Origin of the sequence: Vibrio sp. PBL-C16 (genome assembly GCF_034321865.1) — a bacterium.
Classification (GTDB): Bacteria; Pseudomonadota; Gammaproteobacteria; order Enterobacterales; family Vibrionaceae; genus Vibrio; species Vibrio alginolyticus.
On record NZ_JAXLNY010000001.1, the window covers coordinates 1372526 to 1394812 of the forward strand.

The window sequence follows — 22287 nt, forward strand, 5'->3', positions numbered from 1 at the left end:
TTAACGAGAGGATTCGCATTTATGGGTATGCATGGCAACTCACACGCACAGTTTGCATTACAGAATTGTATCCTATTTGCATAATTTGTTGATCAATATGGCGTTTCTCCATACAGAAAACCTATATTTTTCACAAATTGATTTCCATCAAAATAGTAGGGTTTCTATGTGCTAGATTGCGCGCAGCTCAAAAAAAATATAGATGCCCGTGTGCTTCAAGGCGCTGAGTTTACTTGAAATCTAAGGCCAGTCAGCAGGCACACCTTTGGGTGTAACATAACGAAGCCCTACAAAAGGAAATAAAAAATGAAAAAAACAATCTGCAGTCTAGCAGTGGTTGCTGCACTCGTGTCACCAAGTGTTTTCGCTCATAAACAAGGTGACTTCGTTCTTCGTGTTGGTGCGGCATCTGTCGTTCCAAATGACAGCAGTGATAAGATTCTTGGTTCTCAAGAAGAGTTAGAAGTTGACTCAAATACGCAGCTTGGTTTGACGTTTGGCTACATGTTCACAGACAACATCAGTTTAGAGCTTCTAGCAGCAACACCATTCAGCCACGATATTTCGACAGATTTGGTTGGTAGTGATATCGCGAAAACCAAACATTTACCACCAACGCTAATGGTGCAGTACTACTTTGGCGAGCCACAAAGTAAGTTCCGTCCATACGTTGGTGCAGGTCTCAACTACACCATGTTCTTTGATGAGGGTTTCAATAGCACGGGTAAAGACAATGGCTTATCAGATTTGAAATTAGATGATTCATTCGGTCTAGCAGCGAATATTGGTGTGGACTACATGATCAACGATCAATGGTTCCTCAACGCTGCTGCGTGGTACGCAAACATTGAAACAGAAGCAACTTACAAAGCAGGTGGAGCGAAGCAAAAAACCGACGTCAAAATTAACCCTTGGGTATTTATGATCAGCGGCGGTTACAAGTTCTAAGAAAAACCAGTAGTTACACGCATATTACTATTATTGGCATGACTTTGGGGGCGGTTACGGGGACTGCCCCTCTTTTTTATCCTCGTTTTGATTGCACATCATTTACTCAACTTAGCAACATGCAAAATTGGATCTTTACCTTGCAGATCATTTTATTGTCCGAAGATCGAAAAGTCCTACACTGATCACATAATTGAACAAGTGGACAATATAAATGAGCGACGACATCGCGAAGCATTCTTCCGCCAGATCTAAGCTGGTAAAAACTCTTTTCTTCACTCTCTGTGTTATTGCATTTAGTGCGATGTATTGGTCTTGGCAGTATTCTGACAGTCATCCAAGCACGGAAGATGCCTACGTTAGGGCAAAAATTTTGTCGGTAGCGCCTCAGGTAAAAGGCCAAGTGGTTTCTGTGGATGTCAAAGACTTCCAATCTGTTAACAAAGGTGACCTACTGCTGAAGATAGATTCACGCCCATATTTGTTGGCAGTGAAGCAAGCAAAAGCGGCATACCAATTGGCGGTCCAGCAACATGACGTTGCCGATAAGCAGGTAACTGAAGCTGTTGCGGGCTTAGATGCGGCGCGCTCTAACCTGACAGAAGCGCAAGTAGAGTACAAACGTACGGATTCCTTGGTGAAACGCAAACTGGCGTCGGACCAAGATTTAGATACGGCAAAAAACAAACTAGCCAATGCCCAAGCGAGCCTGGAGCAAGCGCGCGCGACGGTAGAAAAAGCCATTGCGAACCGTGGTGAAGAAGGCGCAGAGGCTGCGGTTGTTCAACAAGCGGCAGCACAGTTAGCGCAAGCAGAGCTGAACTTGAGCTACACCGACATTACGTCACCAGTGGATGGCATTGCCGGTGAGATCAATACGCACGTAGGCTCGGTTGTTAGCGTGGGTCAAACGCTGTTCCCTGTGATTTTAAAAGACAGCTATTGGGTACGCGCGAACTTTAAAGAAACCGATCTTACTCACATCAAACCTGGTATGCATGCGGATGTGGTGATTGATATGTACCCAGACGTGGTGTGGAAAGCAACGGTAGAACAACTATCGCCTGCGAGTGGTACATCGTTCTCCTTGATGCCACCAGAAAACGCAACGGGTAACTGGGTTAAAATCAAACAGCGTTTCCCTGTACGTTTGGTATTAGAAGTACCGGCCGATGCGCCGCAACTTCGCGTGGGTGCGAGCTCAGAAGTCACCATCGATTTGCAAAGTCGCGTGCAATGAGCCATCAAATTACGGCAGACAAACGGGGGATTGCCACCGTCGCCGTGATGCTTTCTGCCATCATGGTGTTAATCGATATGACCGTTGCGAACGTGTCGCTATCGCACATGATGGGCGCGTTGGGCGCAACGGCAGACCAAATTACGTGGGTGCTGACGGGTTACAGCATGGCGGAAGCGATCTTCATTCCGATGACCAGTTTCTGGGTGTCGCGCTTTGGTGAACGCAAAGTCATGCTGGTTGCCGTGGTCGGTTTCGTGATTGCCAGTGCGCTTTGTGGGCAAGCACAGTCTCTTGAAGAGATGGTGCTATTTCGCATTATCCAAGGCGCTTTCGGCGCGTCGGTGATTCCATTGGCGCAGTCGACGTTAGTGCAGATTTATCCGTATGAGCAAAAAGGCAAAGCGATGGCAATTTTCTCCATCGGCATTTTGCTTGGTCCTATTTTGGGCCCAGTTGTGGGTGGTGTGATCACCGACAACATTAACTGGCGCTGGATTTTTTACATCAACTTGCCATTCGGTTTGATCTGTACCTCTTTGATTTATCGCTATATCCACATCGACAACAAATCCAAACCTAACTTTGACTGGTGGATCATCGGTTACATGGCGTTAGGTGTGGGCGCGTTGCAGTTTGTGTTGGATAAAGGGAATGAAGAAGACTGGCTCAACTCACGCATGATCCAGACGGCGATATTGCTCGCAGTCATGGGATTGGTGATGTGGATCTATCGCAGTTGGAAAACCAAAAGTCCAATAGCGCCATTGTGGCTGCTGAAAGACCGAAACCTTATGGTCTCGTCATTGATGATTGCCGTGGTGTCGATGGCGATGTTTGGCCTGACGACTCAACAACCAATGCTGTTGGAAAGCTTGCTGGATTATCCGGTCTCAACCACTGGTTTATTAATGGCACCGCGTGGGTTGGCGTCAGCGGCGATGTTGATTTTGGTGATTAAGCTCAATCCGCAATTCGATCCCAGAATCAAAATAGTCTTTGGCTTAAGCTGCATCGGGATTGGTAGTTATTTGATGACGCAATACTCACTGCAGATCGATACATTTTGGATTGTGATGCCGAGTATGATTCAGGGGATGGGGCTTGGTTTAACCTTCTCGACGCTATCCACCTTGGCGTATTTAACGATTCCGAAAGAGCAATCTGTTGCGGCGGCGAGTATTTACAATCTGTTCCGTACCATTGGTAGCTCGTTTGGTATTTCTATCGCCACCACGTTCCAATATCGTGATAGTCAGCAGCAATGGCATGCACTGGGAGAGGGTATTAATCCTTATAATCCTAACTTGCATGACTGGGCGGCCAATCAGGGGCTTTCTATTACCGACCCGGTTGCGTTAGACCAATACCAACAGATGTTGCAGCAGCAATCGCAAATGGTCGCGTTTGTGCACACCTTCCAGCTTGTGGGAGTGATGTTCGTGATCATGATGCCGATGCTGGTTTTCATTCGGTCGCGTGAATAACATGAAGTTCCGGTGAATAGTGTAAGAGAACGCCTCTCAAGTTGTGTCAGCTTGAGAGGCGTTTTTTATTGGACGGTGTCAGTGAAAGAAGGACGTTTACTCAAACGTCACTTCGTCAAAATGCGGATTGGTTTTGAGCGCGCGCATTGCGACTAATTGTTCAGTCGGGAAGGCGGTGTGCTCACCATCCATATCTAAAAACAAGCACTCTTGTCGCTGCATGTCGTAGCCTGTGTCGAACGCGTTGCCCTGATGAGTTTCACCATTCTTTAGTGTGATCTCGATAGGGAGCTTAAACATACAGGCGATTTCAATAAAATCGTATTGGCTGCAAGTCACCATAGTTTTCTCCTTTTCAAACCGACGCAGTATTCAGAAGGTTTGAGAACTGCTTCCTTAATATAGAAAACGTTTGATTGAAACTGAATCTTCATCTTACACCTCATTTTGGTCACGAAATAGACATACACGCACGTTTTAATAAACCTACTGTTGAGCGTTCACAAGCGAGACAAAATAACGATATGTCTGAGACGATACTTAAGCGCACATACCTAACGAGTGAACAAAAGACACAAAAGCCAAGTTCACTGATTTCCCCTCAAACCTACCATGCGCAGTTGGCGCACCGTGTTCACCACTCGCCTCAATTTGAAAACGGCCGCGTTAAAAACGAGATGCCAAATGTCCCTAGCCCGCAATCATTCTGGCAGGTGTGTTGGAGCTATCTTGGTGGTAGAACGCCATTGAGTCCTAACGAACATCTGCCACATTTCCCAATTCAACCTACGCAGTTTGCGCAGCGAAGTGAATCGATGCGCGTTACTTGGCTGGGCCATTCCACCATGCTGGTGGAGGTCGATGGCATTCGAATTCTGACTGATCCGGTATTTGATTACGCTTCTCCGTTCATCGCAAAAGCGTGGTTTGAACGCAATATTCCCAATACCCATGCCAGAGATTGTTTGCCGATTCCTGAAATTATCGTGATTTCGCACGATCATTACGACCATTTAGAAGCATCGACCATACGTTTCTACGCCGATAAACCCGTGACGTTTTATGTGCCCTTAGGGGTTGGCAAGCATCTGATAAAGTGGGGCGTTTGCGCAGACAACATCGTGGAATTCGATTGGTGGGATAGCGTACACTATGCTGGAATCGAACTGATTTGTACGCCTGCTAACCATAATTCGGGTCGTACTTATTTCGATAAAAACGCGACCCTGTGGGCTTCTTGGGTCATCAAAGGCAAAGAAGAGACGCTCTATTTTAGTGGCGATTCAGCTTACGATTCGCACTTTTCCGAGATCGCACAGCGATGTGGACCAATCGACATTGCCTGTTTGGAAGTGGCTGCCGATGTGAAAGGCCAAGGTTATCCAGTCGAAAACTGGGGGCACATGCAGGCTCATCATACCGTGCAAGCGTTTCGCGATTTAAATGCGAAAAAACTGCTGCCAGTACATTGGGCTACATACGAGCTATTTACTCACCGCTGGGACGAACCGATTTTAGATTTGCTTGCCCATTGTCAAAAAGAACATATAACGCTGCTGACGCCAATGCCGGGGGAGAGTTTTTACGTTCATAAAAAACAGATAAATAAACAATGGTGGCGAGAAAAAGAAACAGGTGAGCCAGCTAGAATTTTGACTTAATAATATGTTCTTACTTCAATAATTATTTTAGAAGTTAACCTTGTTATTTTCAGAATATAACAAGGTTTTTTACTCGCTTACTCATCAATCACTTGAGGTTTTAACTCGACGACATTTCCTTCCGGATCATGAATATAGAGTGAGCGACCGAATCCTTGTGCTCCGTAGCGTTTCGCAAACTCTTCGGTTTCAATGCCGTTCGAACGCAGATATTCCAGTAATTCATCCTCGGAAAAAGGCGCCAATTGCAGGCAAAAATGGTCAATATTACGACCATTTTGAACTGGTGGCTTACCGCCGAGTTGGCCTAATTCGCTGTCTACCGTCACAACATCAATCAATGCGTTACCTGCCCTAAGTTGAGTTAAACCAAGTTCCGTTACTTCGCGTTCGACAGGGCAGCCCAAAATGTCTCGATAGAAATGCAACATAGCATCGAGGTTACAGGTCCTTAAAACAACATGATCAAGCGCTTTGATGGCGATTGGATTTTTGGTGGGCATACTTCACTCCTTTTTGCATTGTGTTGAGGTAAGTATAAAGTGACCTTAAAAGTGGTGAGAGAAATGATCAAATTCCAGATGTTTTTTTGCTAGAGCGAGTGCAGAAACACTGCAACTCAAAGCAAACAAAAAAAGGCTAGCGTATTGCTAGCCTTTTGGAATATGGATGGGGCTATTACTCGTAATCAGAAGCGTAAGTTTCTTCGTAAGTGTGTGAGTAAAGCTCGAATAGGTTGCCGAATGGGTCTTCTAGGTAAACCATTTTCGCAGGCTTATTATCGTCTTCTGGGTGGTAACGCATGATGTCCATGCGAACTTTGCCACCTAGTGCTTCGGTGCGTTTGATAGCACCTTCAAAATCGTCTGTCTGCAAACAGAAATGGAAGATACCGATGCGAGAAAAATCCACTTCATGGCGCTCTTGACGCTCTTTCATTTCGAATAACTCAAGGCCGATGCCATCACTTGTCACAAGGTGCGCAATGTTGAAGCCTTTAAAGCCTTCCCCAAAGACCGCAATACACATTCTGCCAATTGCCGTTTCGCGTTCTTCAATCACTTTCGTGTTGCCCATAACGACTTTTAGACCTAGCGCTTGCGTGTAAAACTCAACCGCTTTGTCCATATCTCCGACCATAATACCGACATGATTCATTTTCATTTGTTTGCTCCCAACATGAGTGTTTGAACGTTGTCTTGTTTCGATGTGGGAGAGTATATGGCGTGATGTTGATTACATGAAATTATCATAAATTATAAAAATGATAATTTTATTTAATGTTGTGCATGTTGGGATTGAGTTAGTGAGCTAAGGCCTCAACAGCTTGCCTCACCGAGGTGAAATGAATCTTGATAATGCACCGTTGCGCGAGGCTGAATTCATGCGATTGGATTAATGACGTAACCTCTTCTACGGACAGCGTTCGTTCTTTTAGATGTAAAAGAGTGGTGTTCGAGCCATTGTTTTTCAATTCAAACGTGTTGCCATTTGAGTCGATAACGTAATCATCTTGCCCAAAAATGAGGGCTTCGCATTCAGAGTCTAAGTCGGACTGGGAATGCGTGTAGATCAGCTCATCGTCGCCGTCTAGTTTTAGCAAGCATGGCCAACACACTGCGTGGTCTCTCATGGTTAACTCATTATTCATTGTTATTTAGAAACTTGACCCAGGTTGTTGCAAAAACGCTAACTCTTCGGGAGTGCTCTTTCTTCCCAGTATCGCATTGCGATGAGGATAGCGCCCAAACTGGTCGATGATGGCTTTGTGTTTTAGCTCAAAATCGTAGTTATTTTCAAGCCCTGATGCGCGAAACAATTTTTCAGCTTGGACATGAATGAGGCGAGATTCGCTGTGCATAAACGGCATGTACAAAAAGCTTAGCTGCTCGGGCGCTAATTCTTTGTCGTGACCTAACCGAATTGCCTCTTGAGCCAATGCTAATGCGAGTGGGTCTTGTGCAAACGCTTTTGGGGTGTTGCGATACACATTACGTGAAAACTGGTCGAGGACGATGATTTCGGCCAATCGTCCTTGTGCGCTGTCACGCCAATTAAACAGTTCACAACGAGCGGCTTGTTCTAATACCGAGGCAAATCGCGATGCAATACGCTTGTCCAGTTCTGGGTTGTTTTCAAACCAATTTTGGGGCGATAGCTCCTCGAACCAAAATTTGATGACTTCTTGGTACATGGATCTTCCTTCCTATTGCATTAGCTAAAGAATAAAAAGCCAGAAGGCGAGCTCCTGGCTTTCTGCGTGTTATCGACCGTAAGTCTCTATGATGTAATGTTCAAAATCGTCACACATTTGTTCGTCAGAGATGGCGTTGCTTGCCAGCTCTTTACTGCCGTCGACGACTTTAATCGCGGCGTTCAGTGAAGCGACTGGTACTCGCTCTCGCGTCGCAAGTGAGTCGATTTTCTTCTGCTGCACTTCCCATGCCTGTTCTGGCGACAGGTTACACACGTCTGCAAGGTATTTGGCATTGAAGCCTTCGCCAGTCAGGCTGACAATGGTTTCGTTGTGCGACAAGTGATTGCCTGCGTGCCAGTAGTGTTTTGCCAGCAGTGGGCCAATTTCTGGGTTATCCGTCAGGTAACCAAACTTCTCAAGGAAGTATGCACGGGTCTGGTACACAGCCATGTGCGCGAGTAGGTAACCTTGATACGCGCAAGCCGCTTCGTCGGATAGCAAATGTGGAATCGCCATCAGTGGGCGAGGGCTGCATTCCAAACCAAGGATCTGTTTTTCACAATCGCGAGCCAGCTTAGTGATGCGTTCTGGCGTTAACTCATCATCGCTCAGTTGATATAACGCGCGCTCAAAGTACGGCACAACCAAGATGCTACGTTCTTCATAAGCTTTGAATGGCTGACGGCTGTTGATCATCGCTTGAATGATCTCATCAGGAACCGGATTCCCTTCATCATCCAGTGCGTATTGTTTTAGCCAATCGGCATCGGTTAACAGGCTATCACAGAACATCGACTGAGTTTCTGCATAAGCCATTGACGTCGGCGCAAACTCCTGCGAGAAACAAGGTGCGTTCATTTTTACGTTCGCAAAGTGTGCTGCGTGGCCGCCTTCGTGGAACAGCGTGTTAATGCCATCGTAGCCGCTGCCCACTTGGTCTGGTTTGGCATTACTGGTGAAGTTCACCTGCGCTGCGACCCATTCGCCTTGATTATAGAAAGAAGGAATAGGGCCGTGGCAGAACCCATTCGGGTACTTACCTTTGCGATCTAGTAAATCCAGCGTTAGCGTCGCACCAGAGTAATCAATATTTAGGCGACCAAATGATTCTACCCAGCGTCTCAGAGATTTTGAGAACGGCACATATGGGTCAAGGTCACGCATAACGTCACCCGCGAATGAGTAAACAAAGTTGTAGCCTGCTAGTGCGCTTGCGCCTTTCTCTTTCGCCAAGTTTTCTAAGCTGTTTAGATGCGCATCTCGCGTGCGTTGTTCGAAATCTTCCAAAATTTCGAATAGCTGCTCAGTGCTCATCTTTTCCGTTTTTTGCACGGAGTAATCAAAGAAAGTCGCATAACCCAGTGAGCGAGCGAACTGGTTGCGCAGTTTGATCAGTTCAATAAAGCCGTTTTGCAGTAGCCATTGTTCAAGGTTCAGCAACGCTTGATGAGCCGATTGGCGAACTTCTTCATGATTGCTGGTGCGAATGGTTGAGCTTAATACTGGAAGTGAACCTTCCACTTGCTCGCCGTTTTCATCGGTAAACGTTTGTACGTGGTTCTGTTTTTTCTCGAACAGCTCAGCTTCAAAGGCAATGAGCTGATTTTTCAACGCTTGTGCCTTTTCGCCCTCGATAGCGTGAGATTCAAACATCGCCAGCCAACCCGAAAGACCTGTAATGGTTTGTTGTTTCTCTTGTGGGTCGGTAATTGAGTCCGCGGCTTCAAGCTGTTGTTTGATGGCAGTAATTTGCTCGGCGTTGCTTAAAAAGCTTGTCCATGCCGTTTGTGCTTGCGTCGAGCCATCATGGTCATCGCTGATCCCCATGTAAGTTTCCCAAAAGAAATCTTCTTTGGTGCGGTGAATCGCAAGGTAACGTTGATTGAGGTCGTTGAGATAATCCGTTGCGGTCATTTTGATCCTTCAAATGGTTTCGTTATGTAGACAGTTGATTATTGCACGCTTGGCCGCGAGAAAGGAACGCTAATCTCATTTGTCGATTTTGCATCGCGTAAAGGTGATTTTACTATTTGTTTACATTTGGGTGGGTTAATAGGAGTTCTGAGCTTGCAGTGTTAAGACTGGTATGGAGTTTACAGTTTATTAAGTAATTAATCTGCGGTGCGCTATCGATGATCCTTATCAGGTGTAATAAGATTTCCATATCGTGGCGATACAGTTGGAAACGATATGATAAATAAGACAAAAGTTACGTTATTGGCGGTAGGTACGATTTTAGTTGGATGTTCCACAGTCGCGCCACCAAGAAATGATGCGGTTGAAAGCATTCAACAAAAGTGTTCTGTGATTTTAAGCAATGATGTTGCGGGCGACCAGCGCTGGCAGACGTACAACGGCTTGCTTGTAGAATATGCCGTGCATGGCGTTAACAGTCAGGCGCAACTGGAACGCTTTGAAGCGTTTGTGCAGCGAGTACAAAATGATGAATCTGGACAGTTAGTTACCGAGCTGATTGAAGTCACCGATTGGGGATGCTCAAACGGCAATTATCTTGAAGAGATGGGCTTGTTTATTCAAGAAGTTCAAAAGTAGAAAACCGAGCGTTAAGTCGCTCGGCTTTTCTGTTTGTGGAGCGCTTTGTGCGCTGGTTAGTCAGGACGTTTACTCCTCTGGATACTCGCCCATACCTTGCGTTTTACCTTCCGCTTTCCAATGCTCTCCAGGGGCAAATGCTTCATCGCATAAATCTACGGTGTAGCCCATTTCTGTGATTTCCTTCAAAGTGAGGTTATCAGCAATATTTGCAACTTCCCCCGATTTATTCCGTAACTCCATGTTGATCTCTCCTCTGTAGGTAGACGAGTGGCATCAATGCACAGTGAAGAATGCATTGGTAACCTTTGTTCTAAGTATATAACCCTCTGCTAAAAATGAAGGTTTAATCCACTTTTTAAATATGGGTAATTGGATAATGCTTTGAGCTGCTTCCGTTATTTAGAACCGCAGCATCGCGATAGTTTGCCATTTGTGATTTATTGAGTGATTAAACGGTCAATTTGGAAACTCGAAATGGTGATTCTCGACCACGCTTTAGCACAACAAATTGTTGATCGAACCATGTCCATCATTGGTCACAATGTGAATGTGATGAACTCGGCAGGCATCATCATTGGCAGTGGCGACCCTAAACGTGTTGGGCAAGTGCATGATGGCGCGGTACTGGCGCTGAATCATGGCGATTCGCTAGAGCTTAATGAGCAGCAATGTTTGACGTTGCAGGGTGTCAAACCCGGTATCAATATGTTGTTGAAATTACATGGTGACGTGGTCGGTATTGTTGGTGTCACAGGCGAGCCGGAGAAAATCCGAGATTTTGCCAAACTGGTTAAAATGACCGCTGAATTGACAATCGAGCAAGCCGCGCTGGTGGAAAAATTTCAGTGGGACAGACGTCATCGCGAAGAGTTTATTCTGGCTTGGATCAATGGGAAATTGACCGATGAAGAGCTGAAAGATTGGGCGATGCGTCTTTCTATCGATGTTACTCAACCACGGGTGGCAACGGTGATTGAAGTCTCGACGCCGTCGGCCTCAAAAAGCATGAAGAGTGTGCGCAATATTGTTGAACTGCTTGAATACCCAGAGCGTAACAATCTAGTTGCGATTGTCTCGGTGAATGAAATTGTGGTGTTGAAACCGTGTCATTCCGCCAAGCAGTGGGACAGCCAAGTTGAAAGTGAGCGCATTGATAAGTTGATGTCGCGTTTAAGCGATCACGATTCGCATACGTTTCACATTGCGCTAGGACAGCTGTTTAATGAGCCTAAAGATGTCGCGTTGTCATACCAAAGCGCGAAGCAGGTATTAGCCATTGGCAAGCAGTTCTACCCAGAGAAACGTAAGTACCTGTTCGATGAACTTCGTTTGCCTGTTTTGTTAGCGCCGTTGGCGGATATTTGGCAAGGTGAACAAATTATTGATGGCGTGAAACGGTTGAAAGAGAAAGACAAATCCGGGCAATTATTGAAAACCCTAGATGCGTTGTTTGAATGCAATGGCAATGTGACGGAATGCTCTAAAATGCTGTTTATTCACCGGAACACTCTGCGTTATCGGTTAGAAAAAATCACCGAGATAACGGGGCTACCAACCACCAATTTTGTGGGGTTAGCGGAGCTTTATATTGCGACTCGGCTCTCAAAAATGGCGTGACATTGTGCATTTGCACAATACGCGTTATTTTTTGACCACATCATTTGTCACTCCGCCTAAAGGAATTCTAAAGCAAACGATTAATAATTCATGCGTCCCTACATGTTGAGTGAGCCAACACGGACTCGCTCAGCAAAATAAGAATAAATGGAGTTATCATGAACCTTATATTAATCCTGCTTGGGGTGATCGCATTTATTGTGCTCACGACCACCAAATTCAAATTACATCCCTTTTTAGCGCTGATCATCGCGGCGTTCCTTGCGGCATTTGCTTACGGCTTACCGGCAGATAGCATTGCCAAAACCATTGCTTCTGGCTTTGGCGGCATCCTTGGTTACATTGGTTTGGTTATCGTTTTAGGTACCATCATTGGTGTTATTTTGGAAAAAAGTGGTGCGGCGATCACCATGGCCGATACGGTCATCAAAGTTTTGGGTGAGCGTTTCCCAACATTGACCATGAGTATCATCGGTTACATCGTTTCTGTTCCAGTATTTTGTGATTCAGGCTTTGTCATTCTGAACTCGCTCAAAGAATCACTCGCGAAGCGTTTAAAAACCTCAAGCGTTGCGATGAGTGTGGCGTTGGCAACTGGCCTATACGCAACGCACACATTTGTGCCGCCAACTCCTGGACCGATTGCCGCTGCGGGTAACTTAGGCCTGGAATCTAACCTTGGTTTAGTGATTGGTGTGGGTGTGTTTGTTGCAGCGGTTGCGGCGCTAGCGGGGATGTTGTGGGCGAACCGATTCCAACATGTTGAACCAGATGGCATTGAAGCCGCAGAAGAAATTCAGCAAGACTGGCAAGCACTCAAAGCGTCTTACGGCAAATTGCCAACGGCGAGCCAAGCATTCGCTCCTATTTTTGTTCCTATCTTATTGATCTGTTTTGGCTCTATCGCGAAATTCCCAAGCCTACCGCTGGGCGAAGGTTTTGTGTTTGATGTTCTGACTTTCTTAGGACAGCCACTAACGGCATTAGTGATTGGCCTGTTCCTTTCTGTTCGCCTACTCAAATCAGACAACAAGATTGAAGAATTTGGCGAGCGAATCAGCCAAGGTATTACGGCTGCTGCGCCTATTCTTTTGATTACCGGTGCGGGTGGTGCTTTTGGCGCGGTATTAAAAGCAACGCCGCTAGGTGAATACTTAGGTACGACGCTATCGGCGCTGGGCGTGGGTATTTTCATGCCATTTATCGTTGCGGCTGCGCTAAAGTCGGCGCAAGGTTCATCAACGGTTGCATTGGTGACCACATCGGCTTTGGTTGCGCCTATGCTTACGCAATTGGGGCTCGATTCAGAAATGGGCCGCGTATTAACGGTGATGGCGATCGGTGCTGGTGCGATGACGGTTTCTCATGCAAACGACAGTTTCTTCTGGGTAGTTTCGCAGTTTAGCCGCATGTCGGTGGGCTTAGCGTACCGCGCGCAAACCATGGCTACGCTCGTTCAAGGTGTCACGGCAATGGCATTGGTGTACATTTTGAGCCTCGTTCTCTTATAAGTCTCTGGAAATACGTATGAAAGTGGTAATTGCACCTGATTCATTTAAAGAAAGCTTAACCGCCAAACAAGTGAGCGAGGCGATCAAAACGGGTCTTGCTCGCGTATGGCATGATGCCGAGTTTGTTACGGTTCCGGTCGCAGACGGTGGCGAAGGCACGGTCCAATCTTTGATAGATGCAACTCAAGGCGAACAAGTCTTCACAACGGTGACCGCGCCATTAGGGAATGATGTTGAAGCGTTTTATGGCATCCTCGGCGACGGCGAAACCGCGGTTATTGAAATGGCGGAGGCCAGTGGTCTGCACCTTGTGCCGAGTGATGCTCGCGACCCAAAACTGACCAGTAGCATTGGTACCGGACAGCTGATCAAACACGCGCTAGACAGAGGCATTCAACGCTTAATCATTGGTTTGGGCGGCAGCGCTACCAATGATGGTGGCGTGGGCATGTTGACCGCGTTGGGGGTGGCGTTTCTTGATGAATCTGGTCATGCAATTACCCCAAATGGAGGCGGGTTAGCGGCGCTTGCGTCCATCGATATTTCTGGTATTGACCCTCGCTTAGCAACTTGCGAAGTGTTGGTAGCGTGCGATGTTGATAACCCACTCTGTGGTGACAAAGGCGCGTCGGCTATCTTTGGCCCTCAAAAGGGAGCGACCGTATCAGACGTTACTCTGCTCGATAACGCATTGCGCAAGTTTGGCGAGTTGACGGAACAAGCGACTGGTAAGCATGTACTGACTCGTGAAGGGGCGGGTGCTGCTGGTGGTATGGGCGCGGCCTTGCTCGGGTACACGCCAGCACGTTTGCAACCGGGAATTGAGATTGTGCTTGAAACGGTCAAACTTGCTCAGCATGTTGCGGATGCGGATATCGTATTTACAGGCGAGGGTCGAATCGATCATCAAACCGCACATGGCAAAACGCCGATGGGTGTTGCTCAGGTCGCCAAGCAGTGTAATTTACCAGTCATTGCATTAGCAGGCTGTGTGGGCGACAACTATCAGGCGGTTTATGAGTGCGGCATTGATGCGGTGTTTGCTTGTGTACCAAGGGCGATGAGCTTACCTGAGGCCATGAAAGAGGCCGACGTCAACGTTGCTAACTTAGCCGAAAACGTCTCGAGAATGTGGCAAATTAAGTCGCACTGAAGGCGATGACGATATGAAAAACTCCACCTTTGCGTGGAGTTTTTTGTTGTTACGTGTTTGCGTGTGTAGGCATAAGTTCATTTAGCAAGAGCGAGTTAACAGGCATGCTTTGCTATCAATTTTGCCAGTGTTTGCATCGCTTGACTCCAATCGGTTTCATGACCAAAGTTTGCCACGCTGAGGCGTACGCAATGCCGATATTGCCCTTGAGTGCCAAATACGGTGCCGGGAAGTAGGCTGATTCTGTGCTTATTGCATGCTTGATACAACGCATAGCTGTCCGTGTCTTCGGGCAGTCGCAACCAAAGCAAGAACGAACCTTGCACGGCGTTGATCTGGTATCGATTTTTTAGAGGTTCGTATTCATCCAAGTATTGATGAAGCATCTGGATAAATCGTCGCATGTTGTTTTGATAAACCCGACCCATTCGCGCAGTATGCGTTCGATACTTGCCTGACGTTAGAAACGTTGCCACGGCGGATTGCATTAGGTTCAAACTGCCCATGTTCTCACACAGTAGATATTGCTCAATTTGATCTCGATATCGCCCCGCCAACATCCAACCAATTCTCAAACGCGAATCGAGCGTTTTGGATAACGAATTTACGTAAATTACGCGTTGCTTGTCATCGAGCAATCTCAAGCTTGGCAACGGCTTATCATAACTTAACCCGCCAAACACATCGTCTTCGATAATAGGAATATTGCCGGACGCCAATAGTAATTGTTGACGCTTTTCTAGCGGCATCATGGCACCAGTTGGATTGGTGAAGTTTGGCGTTACGATGATCGCTTTTATGTCCCATGTCGCCATTGCTTTTGCTAAGGCTTCGGGGCACATACCGTCGCGTGGGCAACTCGGAATTTCCACCACTTTGAGGCCGAGTGATTCTAGCATCAATAAGTTGCCAAAATAGCAAGGGGACTCCACCGCGACGATATCGCCTTTTTGTGTCGTTGCGCGCAGCGCTAGGCTAATGGCTTGTTGCGCGCCGTGCGTCACCATGATCTCATCCAACTTGGCTGGCGTGCCCAAATCTTGTGTGATTTTCGCTAGTTGTTTGATTAAGAGGTGATCACCGGGTGGTAATTGGTAATGGCTCGGTACATGCGTTTGCTGGCGGCTGTGGCGGCCGATCTCGGCGTACAAGCTTTTGATCGCGGGGGAGTCAATGTTTGGGTGGGCAGAACCGGTAGGCAAACTCTCTTGGTATTCAGGATAAGTAAGGATTTCTTTGCAGATCGAGAGCAAATCCACGCGAGTCGGATCCGGAATTGAGCGAGAGGTCGGCAAGGCGACTTTAACTCGATAACCCGATTTGGGAACCGAGTAAACCAAGTTTTGTGCTTCCAGCTCTTGATACGCACGAATCACGGTATTTTTACTGACGTTTAATTCTTGGCTCAACGAGCGAATGGAGGGCAGTCGATCATCCGCCTGATAAACGCCACCATTGATGGCTTGTTTGAGGTGTTTTTCCACCACGAGGTACTTATTCCCTTCACCGCTTCCCAATAAATCTGTACCCATAAAAACACTTCCATCTGTCACTTTTTGAAAACACTGTACCTAATTACATTAGCAGTATCTCAAAACATAAAACAAGCGTGAGTGAGGCGATCATGTTAATCCGAGCCATCCCTTTTGTATTTGTCATCCTTTGGGCTTCTGGATTCGTTGGTGCGCGTTTTGGTTTGCAATATGCCGAGCCAGCGACACTACTTTCTATCCGTATGGCATTCAATGTCTTATTGTTTTTGGTTCTTGTGGCGGTATTGCGTAGAAGGTTGCCGACAGGAAAAGATTTTTGGCACAGCTGTGTGGTTGGTGCGTTGATCCACGGTTTCTATCTGGGCGGTACTTATTTCGCTATCGCCTTGGGTATGCCTGCTGGGTTGAGTTCGTTGCTGGTGGGTATTCAACCGATTTTAACCGCGGCTTTGCTGGTGGCGTTTGTTCGTGAGGAGTTTAAGCCCTCGCAATGGCTGGGTTTGGCTCTTGGTTTTGTCGGTATCGCTATGGTGTTGATGGGCAAAATGGAGTGGCAATCCGAGCAGCATAAAGTGTTGGCCATTGGTTTGTGTTTGTTGGCTTTGGTTGGTATCACGCTAGGGACGCTTTATCAGAAAAAACATTGCCAACAAGTGGATATGGTGGGTGGTGCGACGGTGCAATATTTGGCCGCGCTCGTCATGTTTCTGCCCGTTGCGATGCAGTTTGAAACCATGCAAGTGCAGTGGGAACTGGAGTTTATTTTGACTGTGTTGTGGTTGGTCGTCGTGCTCTCTTGTGTAGCTATTCTACTGCTGCTGTACATGGTTAAGAACGGTGCTGCATCGAGCGTAGCTTCTGTATTCTACCTGGTGCCGCCAACGACGGCGATTCAGGCTTGGCTCGCGTTTGGAGAGTCATTTGATTGGATGGGGATTTCTGGTTTCGTACTGGCAGCTACGGCGGTGTATTTGGTGGTTAAAAAGCCGGATCTGACGATAAAGAAATCGATTCAAACAGAATATACCTAAATTGGGTAGGGACATTTGCGTATCAGTGGGTACAATCTGCTTCATCTTAATCCGTGGAGCAGAATGATGAAGGTAAAGCCAGATCGAATGACCGCCATGCGTAGCATCATCGAGCAAGTAAAAGCGGAACTACCAATTTATGAACCAGAAACGTTTGTATGTGGACCAGAAGGGCAGTGCATTGGCTGTCCGAAGAAATTGTTGGAAATGGTCGATTCAGAAGTCACTTATTGGGAGTCAGCCATGGAGCGCGGCATTGTTCCGCAGTTCGATGAGATTCGTCGTTTTGGCAAAATGTGCACGAATGTTCGTCGTGGTCTGGTGCGAAATAATGTGCCTTTACTCAGTAACTAGAGAGTAAAAACCGTCTAATATCTGACACATAGCGTCGTTTTGTTACACAGCTCTTTGGCTGCTGTTCTCAAGTTTGAGTGGTGTTTGTCTCTTCTTACCCCTTAAGCCTTTAATCGTAAGAAATTGGCGATATATTGGCTCGGTCTCACATGGATGTGGGGCTATTGTCTTGGGCTAGTTGAGATAAGAAACGTGAAATCAAAGGGATTTACGCTGATGGAAATCACCATAGTGCTCACCACTTTGGCTTTCATCGCATTAGCTGCTTTACCAGTACTACTCGATATTCATCGCCAAGCATACGCTGCGATGCTGCACAGTTCTCAGTCTTCTTTGGGTACGGCTCTCAAATTCTTTCATGCTCAATCAGTGATTGATAACGCTTACGGCCAAGAGCACGTTCACTACATTGACCGACATGTCAAAACACGCAAAGGCATGCCAGAAGCGAGTGCCGATAGTATTCGAGCTTTGTTAGAAATCGATCTACCAGCCAGAGGTTATTCGAAAATTGACGTGCCGTGCAAAGGCAGTGATTTTTGCATCATCGGTCAGCAGCACCCAAACAGTGCTCATTTTGTCGCGATTCCTGATTATCAGTTCTTAGATAAATCGGGTGTTGATCGCGTTGTGTACATTTGGCCGCAAGGTTACACACTGGCAGAAGAAGCATGCTATTTCTACTACGTGAATCAAGCCTCTAACGATTCAATTGTTCGAGGGCATGTGACGCAAGGGTGTTAACCCCGAATAAGTGTTGCGAACAACGGTTATCGTGACTCTACAAATCTGGGTTTTTCGAACGGCTTTGCGCTTTATACAATACCATTTTTTGACTCATCAAGACTTTACCATTTGGCAAGGTCACTTCCCCAAGTTCCCCCTGATGTTCAAATCCAAACCGTTCATACAAAGCAATCGCTGGTGTGTTGGTTTTGTATACGTAGAGTGCGATTTGGTCGTAACCAAATTCCCAACCACGTGCGATCGCGACAGCCAACAGTTTTCGCCCCAATCCTTTGCCTCGGTAGTTTTTGTCGATGTGAATACCAAGAATACCGACGCGAAGGCGTTGCTCTCTTTCGTAACCGCACATCTCAGCTGGGTAGATTTCAACACTACCGATAAGTTTTTGGCGGTCAAACGCGACAAACTGAGGGATGGACTCGTTTTCCACACGTTGCAGGATTCTGCGAAGCGTTGTGTTATCGGGTGCAGGAGAAATCAAAAATTCCCCTTCGGAGTACACTCGATTCCACAGCGCGGTGAAGCGCGCGATATCGCTCACCTTGATGGATCTGATTTGCATTCATCTTCCTTGATTAGTGCAGGTTAGTAACGGTTAGGGGATAAGCTCAGATAAACAACGAATTTGTTTAGGAATGGCTTCGGCTGGTGCATCAGCGCCCGTTGGGTTAAACCAAATTGTGTTTACGCCCGCTTTCATCGCAGGGTAAATATCTTTGTGAGGTAAATCGCCAACCATGGTTATTCCACTCACGTTAACCTCTAACTGTTTTGCGATGGCGAGATAAAACTCAGGTTGGTTTTTAGCGATGCCGAGGTTGGCAAAACAAAAATAGTCATTTAAGTATTGGTCTAAGTCGACGCGAACAAATGCACGCTGAACCTCTTCCATGTTGGAATCAGATGCACTGGTCGCAATGTAGATGGGATGATTTTGGGAAAGTATTGCCAGTGTTTCTCTGGCTTGAGGAACTGCTTCTACGTGTTCCCAATCGCACATTTTTCCTTGTGCGTGAGGGAAATCTACCATCAAGGTGTTCCCCCAATCGAAAAGATAAATCATGTTCGAATCTCCTTATCCGCACATCATATCGTCTTTTTCTAAAATCAGGGGGGGAAATTGCATCGATAAATGCGATTTAGGTGGGTTTAGTCGTGAAAAGCGCTTAATTGTCGTTATCGTTACAAATGTTTCAGCATAATGCGTGAGTTAGTTTTAAAACCTTGATTATCGTAAAAGCGCTGTGCTGGCTGATTGAATTCCATCACTTCCAATCGAACTTGTGTGGCATTGGCATCGCGCGCCCATTGCTCACAGGTTTGGAGCAGTTGGCGGCCGATTCCTTGCTGCTTTTGCGCTTCATCGACAACAATTGTTCCCACGCGACAAATTGGGTCTTTGATCAGAAAACTGACGGTGTCGTTTTGGGTGATCATCGCGGTTAAGAAGCCGAGAATTTGCTGTTCGCGTTCGGCAATCAAAAAGAGTCGCTCTTTGTTCTCTAGTGCTTGTGCAAGAAATTTACGGTCAGCTTCTGAAGGCGCAACAAAGGCTTCTGGCGCATTCGCAAAATGCAGTGAATTAATTTGAAAATTAAGCTGAAAAATTTCGTCTAAATCATCGGGAGTTGCTTGTCGGATATGGACTTGCATTCTATCTGCCCCCTGCAATATCGATAAATGATCCTGTGACATAAGAGGCTTCGTCACTTAATAGCCAAGCGATCGCATTTGCTACTTCTTCTACCGTGCCACCGCGTTTAAGAGGAATTTGAGGGCTGAGTCTATCTACTCGGTTTGGTTCTCCGCCGTCGGCATGCATATCAGTGTAAATGAAACCAGGTCGAACGCCATTGACGCGAATATTGCGCTCTGCCAACTCTAGCGAGAGCCCTTTAGTTAAGGTATCCATCGCGCCTTTTGATGTGGCGTAATCGACATACTCAAATGGCGCTCCTGAGCGCGACGCTCCAGAGGAGACATTCACAATTGCACCGCCTGCACTGAATCGCCTCGCCGCTTCTCGACAGCAGAGAAAACAGCTATTCACATTGGTGTTCATTACTTTCTGAAAGCGTTCCAAGCTAATTTCTGACAAAGGCGATTGAGTAAATAGGATGCCAACGTTGTTGACCAAGTGCGTCACTGCACCAAATTCACGTTCTGTTTCATCAAACAAGGAGAGCACTTGCTTCTCATCGGCTACGTCTGCGGCTATGGCAATCGCTTTGCCACCGTTTGCTTGTATTTCTGCCACAACTTGGTCGGCGGCCTCTTGCTGAGTGCGGTAATTAACGCAAACGCGATAGCCTTGCTCGGCCAGCTTTTTCGCCGTTGCGGCTCCAATGCCTCGGCTTGCGCCGGTAATGATGACTACTTTATTCAAAATACGTCCTTATTTTTGTAGTGAGTAGATTTTATCGGCGTAGGGTTTGCCACCAATTTGGTATGCGTCTGGAATGACCTCAATGAGTTCGAAACCACATTTTATCAGGACACGTTCTGACGCAATATTGCCTTCAGTGACCGTCGCGGAAAAGTGGTTGATGTTATGTGTCGAGGTTGCCCAATATAGAAGCGCTTGAAGAGTTTCTGTTCCAAACTGTTGGCCATGAAATTCCGGCAAAAGTAAGTAACCTACCTCTGCCTTACCGTTTTCAGTAGCAAAGCCAGTGATGCCGATGGGTTGTTCAGATTGCTTATCGAGTATTACAAGGCAAAGCCAATGCTGGCTATTTGGGGTCCATGGTAATAATCGCGAAGCAAATTTTTCTCTTATTTCTGTTTCGCTGGGACGATCGAAACAGAGCGCAATAACCTCTTGTTCGGAAAGTAATCGTTGAAAGAGTTCCCAGTCACTGGCTTTGATGGGTCTTAATTGGCTTCTGTGCGTCTCGATGTAAACTGACATGCGTGTCCTTACTGCATCAATGTGGAGATTCAGTCTCTCATCCTCTTATCTGTTTAATCAAATAGTTGCATTCATAAAAGTGATTTATGTGGTGAATAGTTGGCTGGGTAATGGATTATTGCCATATATTCATCTTTGAGATGCAAATAACAAAATTTCATACTTGAGGCATACAGAGCAACACGGAAATGATGTGGATCAAGAGAGGACTACCCATAAAGTAGTAATTTGCGACCTATAATTACATTTTATTTGGAAGTGTTGCTAATTATGTCAATAAAAAAACGATATGTTGCACTGCTGGTTGCTGCCGGCATTGGTGTGGGCTGGTTAACTTTGGGGGGGAGTGCGGCAGTAATGCATTACACCTCAGATACTGAATTTTGTCTCTCGTGCCACTCTATGGAAACCCCTTACAAAGAGTACCAAGGCTCAGTGCACTTCAGTAATGCGAAAGGCATTCGCGCGGAATGTTCTGACTGTCATATTCCTCAAGAACCAATGGATTACCTGATCACCAAAATTCGCGCGTCGAAAGACATCTACCATGAATTTGTGACAGGTAAGATCGACACGCCAGAGAAATATGAAGCACATCGTAAAGATATGGCTGAAACGGTATGGGCTCAGTTCCGTGAAAATGATTCAGCGACGTGTCGTTCGTGTCATGATTTCGATGCAATGGAAGAGTTTGAGCAATCACGTGATGCGGCGAAGATGCACGCTTACGCGAAAGCAAACGATCAAACGTGTATCGATTGTCATAAAGGTGTGGCGCACTTTGCACCAGAAGCAGAGCTAGACAGCAAGGCATTTGAAACGTTGATGAGCTTCACCACAAAAACATCACCTAATGCCAAGGTTGTTTACCCTGTGACTGAAATCGCAATGGGTGAGATGGGTAAAATTAACCCAACGACGAAGTTGGAAGTAATCAGCTCTGAAGGCGACAACCGCACTGTTAAGTTGAACGCATTCCAAATGAAAGGCGCAGAGCAAGTGCTTTACATGGGAGAAGGTCAACGTGCCATCGTTGCAACGCTAACAGAGCAAGGCCAACAAGCGCTTGAAACTGGTGAATTTGAGGCAGATGTTTACGGCAACGAATGGCGCGCGGTTTCTCTAACTGGCGCTATTGATTCTCCAGTTGTTGACACGCTTGAACCAGTATGGTCATACGCAGAAGAGTTGGACAACGTTTACTGTGCAACTTGTCACGCGAAAATTCCTTCAAATCACTTCACAGTGAATGCATGGGGACCGGTAGCGAAAAGTATGGGTGATCGAACTGATATTTCAGCCGAGAACCTAGAAATTCTAACCAAGTTCTTCCAGCACCACGCGAAAGATGTGGTTGGTCACTAACGATAAATAGAAGGAT

At 46.4% G+C, this 22287-nt stretch carries 25 protein-coding genes; 12 read left to right on the forward strand and 13 right to left on the reverse strand.

Annotated elements, in window-relative coordinates; all coding sequences use genetic code 11:
* Nucleotides 1–306 precede the first annotated feature (306 nt).
* The 3 genes from ompW to UQW94_RS05910 all read left to right on the forward strand — a co-directional run bounded on the left by ompW (nt 307) and on the right by UQW94_RS05910 (nt 3675).
* On the forward strand, nt 307–948 hold the full coding sequence (gene ompW / locus UQW94_RS05900; protein WP_065275593.1) for an outer membrane protein OmpW: 642 nt from the start codon (nt 307–309) through the stop codon (nt 946–948).
* Nucleotides 949–1162: 214 nt separating this feature from the next.
* Nucleotides 1163–2188 carry an HlyD family secretion protein gene (locus tag UQW94_RS05905; protein ID WP_322142087.1) on the forward strand — a complete coding sequence of 342 codons (1026 nt, stop codon included), beginning with the start codon at nt 1163–1165 and terminating at the stop codon, nt 2186–2188.
* Entirely contained in the window at nt 2185–3675 is a 1491-nt protein-coding gene (locus tag UQW94_RS05910; protein WP_006740970.1) for an MDR family MFS transporter, read from the forward strand. The genes UQW94_RS05905 and UQW94_RS05910 overlap by 4 nt, the downstream gene beginning before the upstream one ends.
* A gap of 96 nt (nt 3676–3771) precedes the next feature.
* Here the strand turns inward: UQW94_RS05910 and UQW94_RS05915 are convergent, their stop codons facing one another.
* Nucleotides 3772–4017 (reverse strand): Rho-binding antiterminator, encoded by a 246-nt coding sequence (locus UQW94_RS05915; RefSeq protein ID WP_005374351.1) that lies wholly within the window; start codon nt 4015–4017, stop codon nt 3772–3774.
* A gap of 182 nt (nt 4018–4199) precedes the next feature.
* On the opposite strand from UQW94_RS05915, the gene UQW94_RS05920 reads away from it, so the two are divergent.
* Nucleotides 4200–5336: an MBL fold metallo-hydrolase gene (locus UQW94_RS05920; protein WP_322142088.1), complete on the forward strand. Its 1137-nt coding sequence runs from the start codon at nt 4200–4202 to the stop codon at nt 5334–5336.
* Nucleotides 5337–5413: 77 nt separating this feature from the next.
* On the opposite strand, the gene UQW94_RS05925 is transcribed toward UQW94_RS05920, so the two are convergent.
* The 5 genes from UQW94_RS05925 to UQW94_RS05945 all read right to left on the reverse strand — a co-directional run bounded on the left by UQW94_RS05925 (nt 5414) and on the right by UQW94_RS05945 (nt 9447).
* Nucleotides 5414–5839 carry a VOC family protein gene (locus UQW94_RS05925; RefSeq protein WP_017821017.1) on the reverse strand — a complete coding sequence of 142 codons (426 nt, stop codon included), beginning with the start codon at nt 5837–5839 and terminating at the stop codon, nt 5414–5416.
* A gap of 175 nt (nt 5840–6014) precedes the next feature.
* Nucleotides 6015–6500 carry a VOC family protein gene (locus UQW94_RS05930; RefSeq protein ID WP_005374344.1) on the reverse strand — a complete coding sequence of 162 codons (486 nt, stop codon included), beginning with the start codon at nt 6498–6500 and terminating at the stop codon, nt 6015–6017.
* 139 nt (nt 6501–6639) lie between these two features.
* Nucleotides 6640–6969 (reverse strand): DUF4144 domain-containing protein, encoded by a 330-nt coding sequence (locus UQW94_RS05935; RefSeq protein ID WP_017634368.1) that lies wholly within the window; start codon nt 6967–6969, stop codon nt 6640–6642.
* 24 nt (nt 6970–6993) lie between these two features.
* The gene (locus UQW94_RS05940; protein WP_064369523.1) at nt 6994–7530 is read right to left on the reverse strand and encodes a DUF924 family protein; all 537 of its coding nucleotides are present in this window, start codon (nt 7528–7530) and stop codon (nt 6994–6996) included.
* A 69-nt stretch (nt 7531–7599) separates the two neighbouring features.
* Entirely contained in the window at nt 7600–9447 is a 1848-nt protein-coding gene (locus UQW94_RS05945) for a M3 family metallopeptidase (protein ID WP_322142089.1), read from the reverse strand.
* A 276-nt stretch (nt 9448–9723) separates the two neighbouring features.
* Here UQW94_RS05945 and UQW94_RS05950 point away from each other — a divergent pair, with 276 nt between their 5' ends.
* On the forward strand, nt 9724–10086 hold the full coding sequence (locus UQW94_RS05950; protein WP_322142090.1) for a hypothetical protein: 363 nt from the start codon (nt 9724–9726) through the stop codon (nt 10084–10086).
* A 69-nt stretch (nt 10087–10155) separates the two neighbouring features.
* Here UQW94_RS05950 and UQW94_RS05955 read toward each other — a convergent pair whose 3' ends face one another.
* Nucleotides 10156–10329, reverse strand: coding sequence for a hypothetical protein (locus tag UQW94_RS05955; protein WP_005374332.1), 174 nt, complete (start codon nt 10327–10329; stop codon nt 10156–10158).
* A 234-nt stretch (nt 10330–10563) separates the two neighbouring features.
* Between UQW94_RS05955 and UQW94_RS05960 the strand changes: the two genes are divergently transcribed.
* The 3 genes from UQW94_RS05960 to UQW94_RS05970 all read left to right on the forward strand — a co-directional run bounded on the left by UQW94_RS05960 (nt 10564) and on the right by UQW94_RS05970 (nt 14370).
* A complete protein-coding gene (locus UQW94_RS05960; RefSeq protein ID WP_080259109.1) occupies nt 10564–11706 on the forward strand; it encodes a sugar diacid recognition domain-containing protein in 1143 nt (380 codons plus the stop codon).
* A 158-nt stretch (nt 11707–11864) separates the two neighbouring features.
* Nucleotides 11865–13217, forward strand: a complete 1353-nt coding sequence (locus UQW94_RS05965; protein ID WP_017634362.1) for a GntP family permease — start codon at nt 11865–11867, stop codon at nt 13215–13217.
* A gap of 16 nt (nt 13218–13233) precedes the next feature.
* On the forward strand, nt 13234–14370 hold the full coding sequence (locus UQW94_RS05970; protein ID WP_213890965.1) for a glycerate kinase: 1137 nt from the start codon (nt 13234–13236) through the stop codon (nt 14368–14370).
* Between the two features lie 95 nt (nt 14371–14465).
* Here the strand turns inward: UQW94_RS05970 and UQW94_RS05975 are convergent, their stop codons facing one another.
* A complete protein-coding gene (locus UQW94_RS05975) occupies nt 14466–15902 on the reverse strand; it encodes a PLP-dependent aminotransferase family protein (protein ID WP_322142091.1) in 1437 nt (478 codons plus the stop codon).
* Between the two features lie 92 nt (nt 15903–15994).
* On the opposite strand from UQW94_RS05975, the gene UQW94_RS05980 reads away from it, so the two are divergent.
* The 3 genes from UQW94_RS05980 (at nt 15995) to UQW94_RS05990 (ending at nt 17992) form a co-directional block, all read left to right on the forward strand.
* On the forward strand, nt 15995–16894 hold the full coding sequence (locus UQW94_RS05980) for a DMT family transporter (RefSeq protein WP_017634359.1): 900 nt from the start codon (nt 15995–15997) through the stop codon (nt 16892–16894).
* A 66-nt stretch (nt 16895–16960) separates the two neighbouring features.
* Nucleotides 16961–17248: a hypothetical protein gene (locus tag UQW94_RS05985; RefSeq protein ID WP_005374318.1), complete on the forward strand. Its 288-nt coding sequence runs from the start codon at nt 16961–16963 to the stop codon at nt 17246–17248.
* A gap of 153 nt (nt 17249–17401) precedes the next feature.
* Entirely contained in the window at nt 17402–17992 is a 591-nt protein-coding gene (locus UQW94_RS05990) for a type II secretion system protein (protein ID WP_225455765.1), read from the forward strand.
* A gap of 37 nt (nt 17993–18029) precedes the next feature.
* Here the strand turns inward: UQW94_RS05990 and UQW94_RS05995 are convergent, their stop codons facing one another.
* The 5 genes from UQW94_RS05995 to UQW94_RS06015 form a co-directional block, all read right to left on the reverse strand.
* Entirely contained in the window at nt 18030–18557 is a 528-nt protein-coding gene (locus UQW94_RS05995; RefSeq protein ID WP_213966458.1) for a GNAT family N-acetyltransferase, read from the reverse strand.
* Between the two features lie 33 nt (nt 18558–18590).
* Nucleotides 18591–19058: an HAD family hydrolase gene (locus UQW94_RS06000; protein WP_213966459.1), complete on the reverse strand. Its 468-nt coding sequence runs from the start codon at nt 19056–19058 to the stop codon at nt 18591–18593.
* A gap of 119 nt (nt 19059–19177) precedes the next feature.
* Nucleotides 19178–19648 carry a GNAT family N-acetyltransferase gene (locus UQW94_RS06005; RefSeq protein ID WP_062730850.1) on the reverse strand — a complete coding sequence of 157 codons (471 nt, stop codon included), beginning with the start codon at nt 19646–19648 and terminating at the stop codon, nt 19178–19180.
* 1 nt (nt 19649) lies between these two features.
* Nucleotides 19650–20381, reverse strand: a complete 732-nt coding sequence (locus tag UQW94_RS06010; RefSeq protein ID WP_104980318.1) for a glucose 1-dehydrogenase — start codon at nt 20379–20381, stop codon at nt 19650–19652.
* Nucleotides 20382–20390: 9 nt separating this feature from the next.
* Entirely contained in the window at nt 20391–20906 is a 516-nt protein-coding gene (locus tag UQW94_RS06015) for a GNAT family N-acetyltransferase (protein WP_262639087.1), read from the reverse strand.
* A 270-nt stretch (nt 20907–21176) separates the two neighbouring features.
* Between UQW94_RS06015 and UQW94_RS06020 the strand changes: the two genes are divergently transcribed.
* The gene (locus UQW94_RS06020; protein ID WP_005374302.1) at nt 21177–22271 is read left to right on the forward strand and encodes a NapC/NirT family cytochrome c; all 1095 of its coding nucleotides are present in this window, start codon (nt 21177–21179) and stop codon (nt 22269–22271) included.
* Nucleotides 22272–22287 lie beyond the last annotated feature (16 nt).

What these genes read in the sequence shown, in the direction of transcription:
- UQW94_RS05980 (WP_017634359.1), top strand. Translation starts at nt 15,995, where the DNA reads ATGTTAATCCGAGCCATCCCTTTTGTATTTGTCATCCTTTGGGCTTCT.
- UQW94_RS06015 (WP_262639087.1), bottom strand. Translation starts at nt 20,906, where the DNA reads ATGTCAGTTTACATCGAGACGCACAGAAGCCAATTAAGACCCATCAAA.
- UQW94_RS05955 (WP_005374332.1), bottom strand. Translation starts at nt 10,329, where the DNA reads ATGGAGTTACGGAATAAATCGGGGGAAGTTGCAAATATTGCTGATAAC.
- UQW94_RS06000 (WP_213966459.1), bottom strand. Translation starts at nt 19,058, where the DNA reads ATGATTTATCTTTTCGATTGGGGGAACACCTTGATGGTAGATTTCCCT.
- UQW94_RS05945 (WP_322142089.1), bottom strand. Translation starts at nt 9,447, where the DNA reads ATGACCGCAACGGATTATCTCAACGACCTCAATCAACGTTACCTTGCG.
- UQW94_RS05985 (WP_005374318.1), top strand. Translation starts at nt 16,961, where the DNA reads ATGAAGGTAAAGCCAGATCGAATGACCGCCATGCGTAGCATCATCGAG.
- UQW94_RS05935 (WP_017634368.1), bottom strand. Translation starts at nt 6,969, where the DNA reads ATGAGAGACCACGCAGTGTGTTGGCCATGCTTGCTAAAACTAGACGGC.
- UQW94_RS05995 (WP_213966458.1), bottom strand. Translation starts at nt 18,557, where the DNA reads ATGCAAATCAGATCCATCAAGGTGAGCGATATCGCGCGCTTCACCGCG.
- UQW94_RS05930 (WP_005374344.1), bottom strand. Translation starts at nt 6,500, where the DNA reads ATGAAAATGAATCATGTCGGTATTATGGTCGGAGATATGGACAAAGCG.
- ompW (WP_065275593.1), top strand. Translation starts at nt 307, where the DNA reads ATGAAAAAAACAATCTGCAGTCTAGCAGTGGTTGCTGCACTCGTGTCA.
- UQW94_RS05960 (WP_080259109.1), top strand. Translation starts at nt 10,564, where the DNA reads ATGGTGATTCTCGACCACGCTTTAGCACAACAAATTGTTGATCGAACC.
- UQW94_RS05915 (WP_005374351.1), bottom strand. Translation starts at nt 4,017, where the DNA reads ATGGTGACTTGCAGCCAATACGATTTTATTGAAATCGCCTGTATGTTT.
- UQW94_RS05920 (WP_322142088.1), top strand. Translation starts at nt 4,200, where the DNA reads ATGTCTGAGACGATACTTAAGCGCACATACCTAACGAGTGAACAAAAG.
- UQW94_RS05990 (WP_225455765.1), top strand. Translation starts at nt 17,402, where the DNA reads ATGTGGGGCTATTGTCTTGGGCTAGTTGAGATAAGAAACGTGAAATCA.
- UQW94_RS05970 (WP_213890965.1), top strand. Translation starts at nt 13,234, where the DNA reads ATGAAAGTGGTAATTGCACCTGATTCATTTAAAGAAAGCTTAACCGCC.
- UQW94_RS05965 (WP_017634362.1), top strand. Translation starts at nt 11,865, where the DNA reads ATGAACCTTATATTAATCCTGCTTGGGGTGATCGCATTTATTGTGCTC.
- UQW94_RS06005 (WP_062730850.1), bottom strand. Translation starts at nt 19,648, where the DNA reads ATGCAAGTCCATATCCGACAAGCAACTCCCGATGATTTAGACGAAATT.
- UQW94_RS05905 (WP_322142087.1), top strand. Translation starts at nt 1,163, where the DNA reads ATGAGCGACGACATCGCGAAGCATTCTTCCGCCAGATCTAAGCTGGTA.
- UQW94_RS05950 (WP_322142090.1), top strand. Translation starts at nt 9,724, where the DNA reads ATGATAAATAAGACAAAAGTTACGTTATTGGCGGTAGGTACGATTTTA.
- UQW94_RS06020 (WP_005374302.1), top strand. Translation starts at nt 21,177, where the DNA reads ATGTCAATAAAAAAACGATATGTTGCACTGCTGGTTGCTGCCGGCATT.
- UQW94_RS05925 (WP_017821017.1), bottom strand. Translation starts at nt 5,839, where the DNA reads ATGCCCACCAAAAATCCAATCGCCATCAAAGCGCTTGATCATGTTGTT.
- UQW94_RS05975 (WP_322142091.1), bottom strand. Translation starts at nt 15,902, where the DNA reads ATGGGTACAGATTTATTGGGAAGCGGTGAAGGGAATAAGTACCTCGTG.
- UQW94_RS05910 (WP_006740970.1), top strand. Translation starts at nt 2,185, where the DNA reads ATGAGCCATCAAATTACGGCAGACAAACGGGGGATTGCCACCGTCGCC.
- UQW94_RS05940 (WP_064369523.1), bottom strand. Translation starts at nt 7,530, where the DNA reads ATGTACCAAGAAGTCATCAAATTTTGGTTCGAGGAGCTATCGCCCCAA.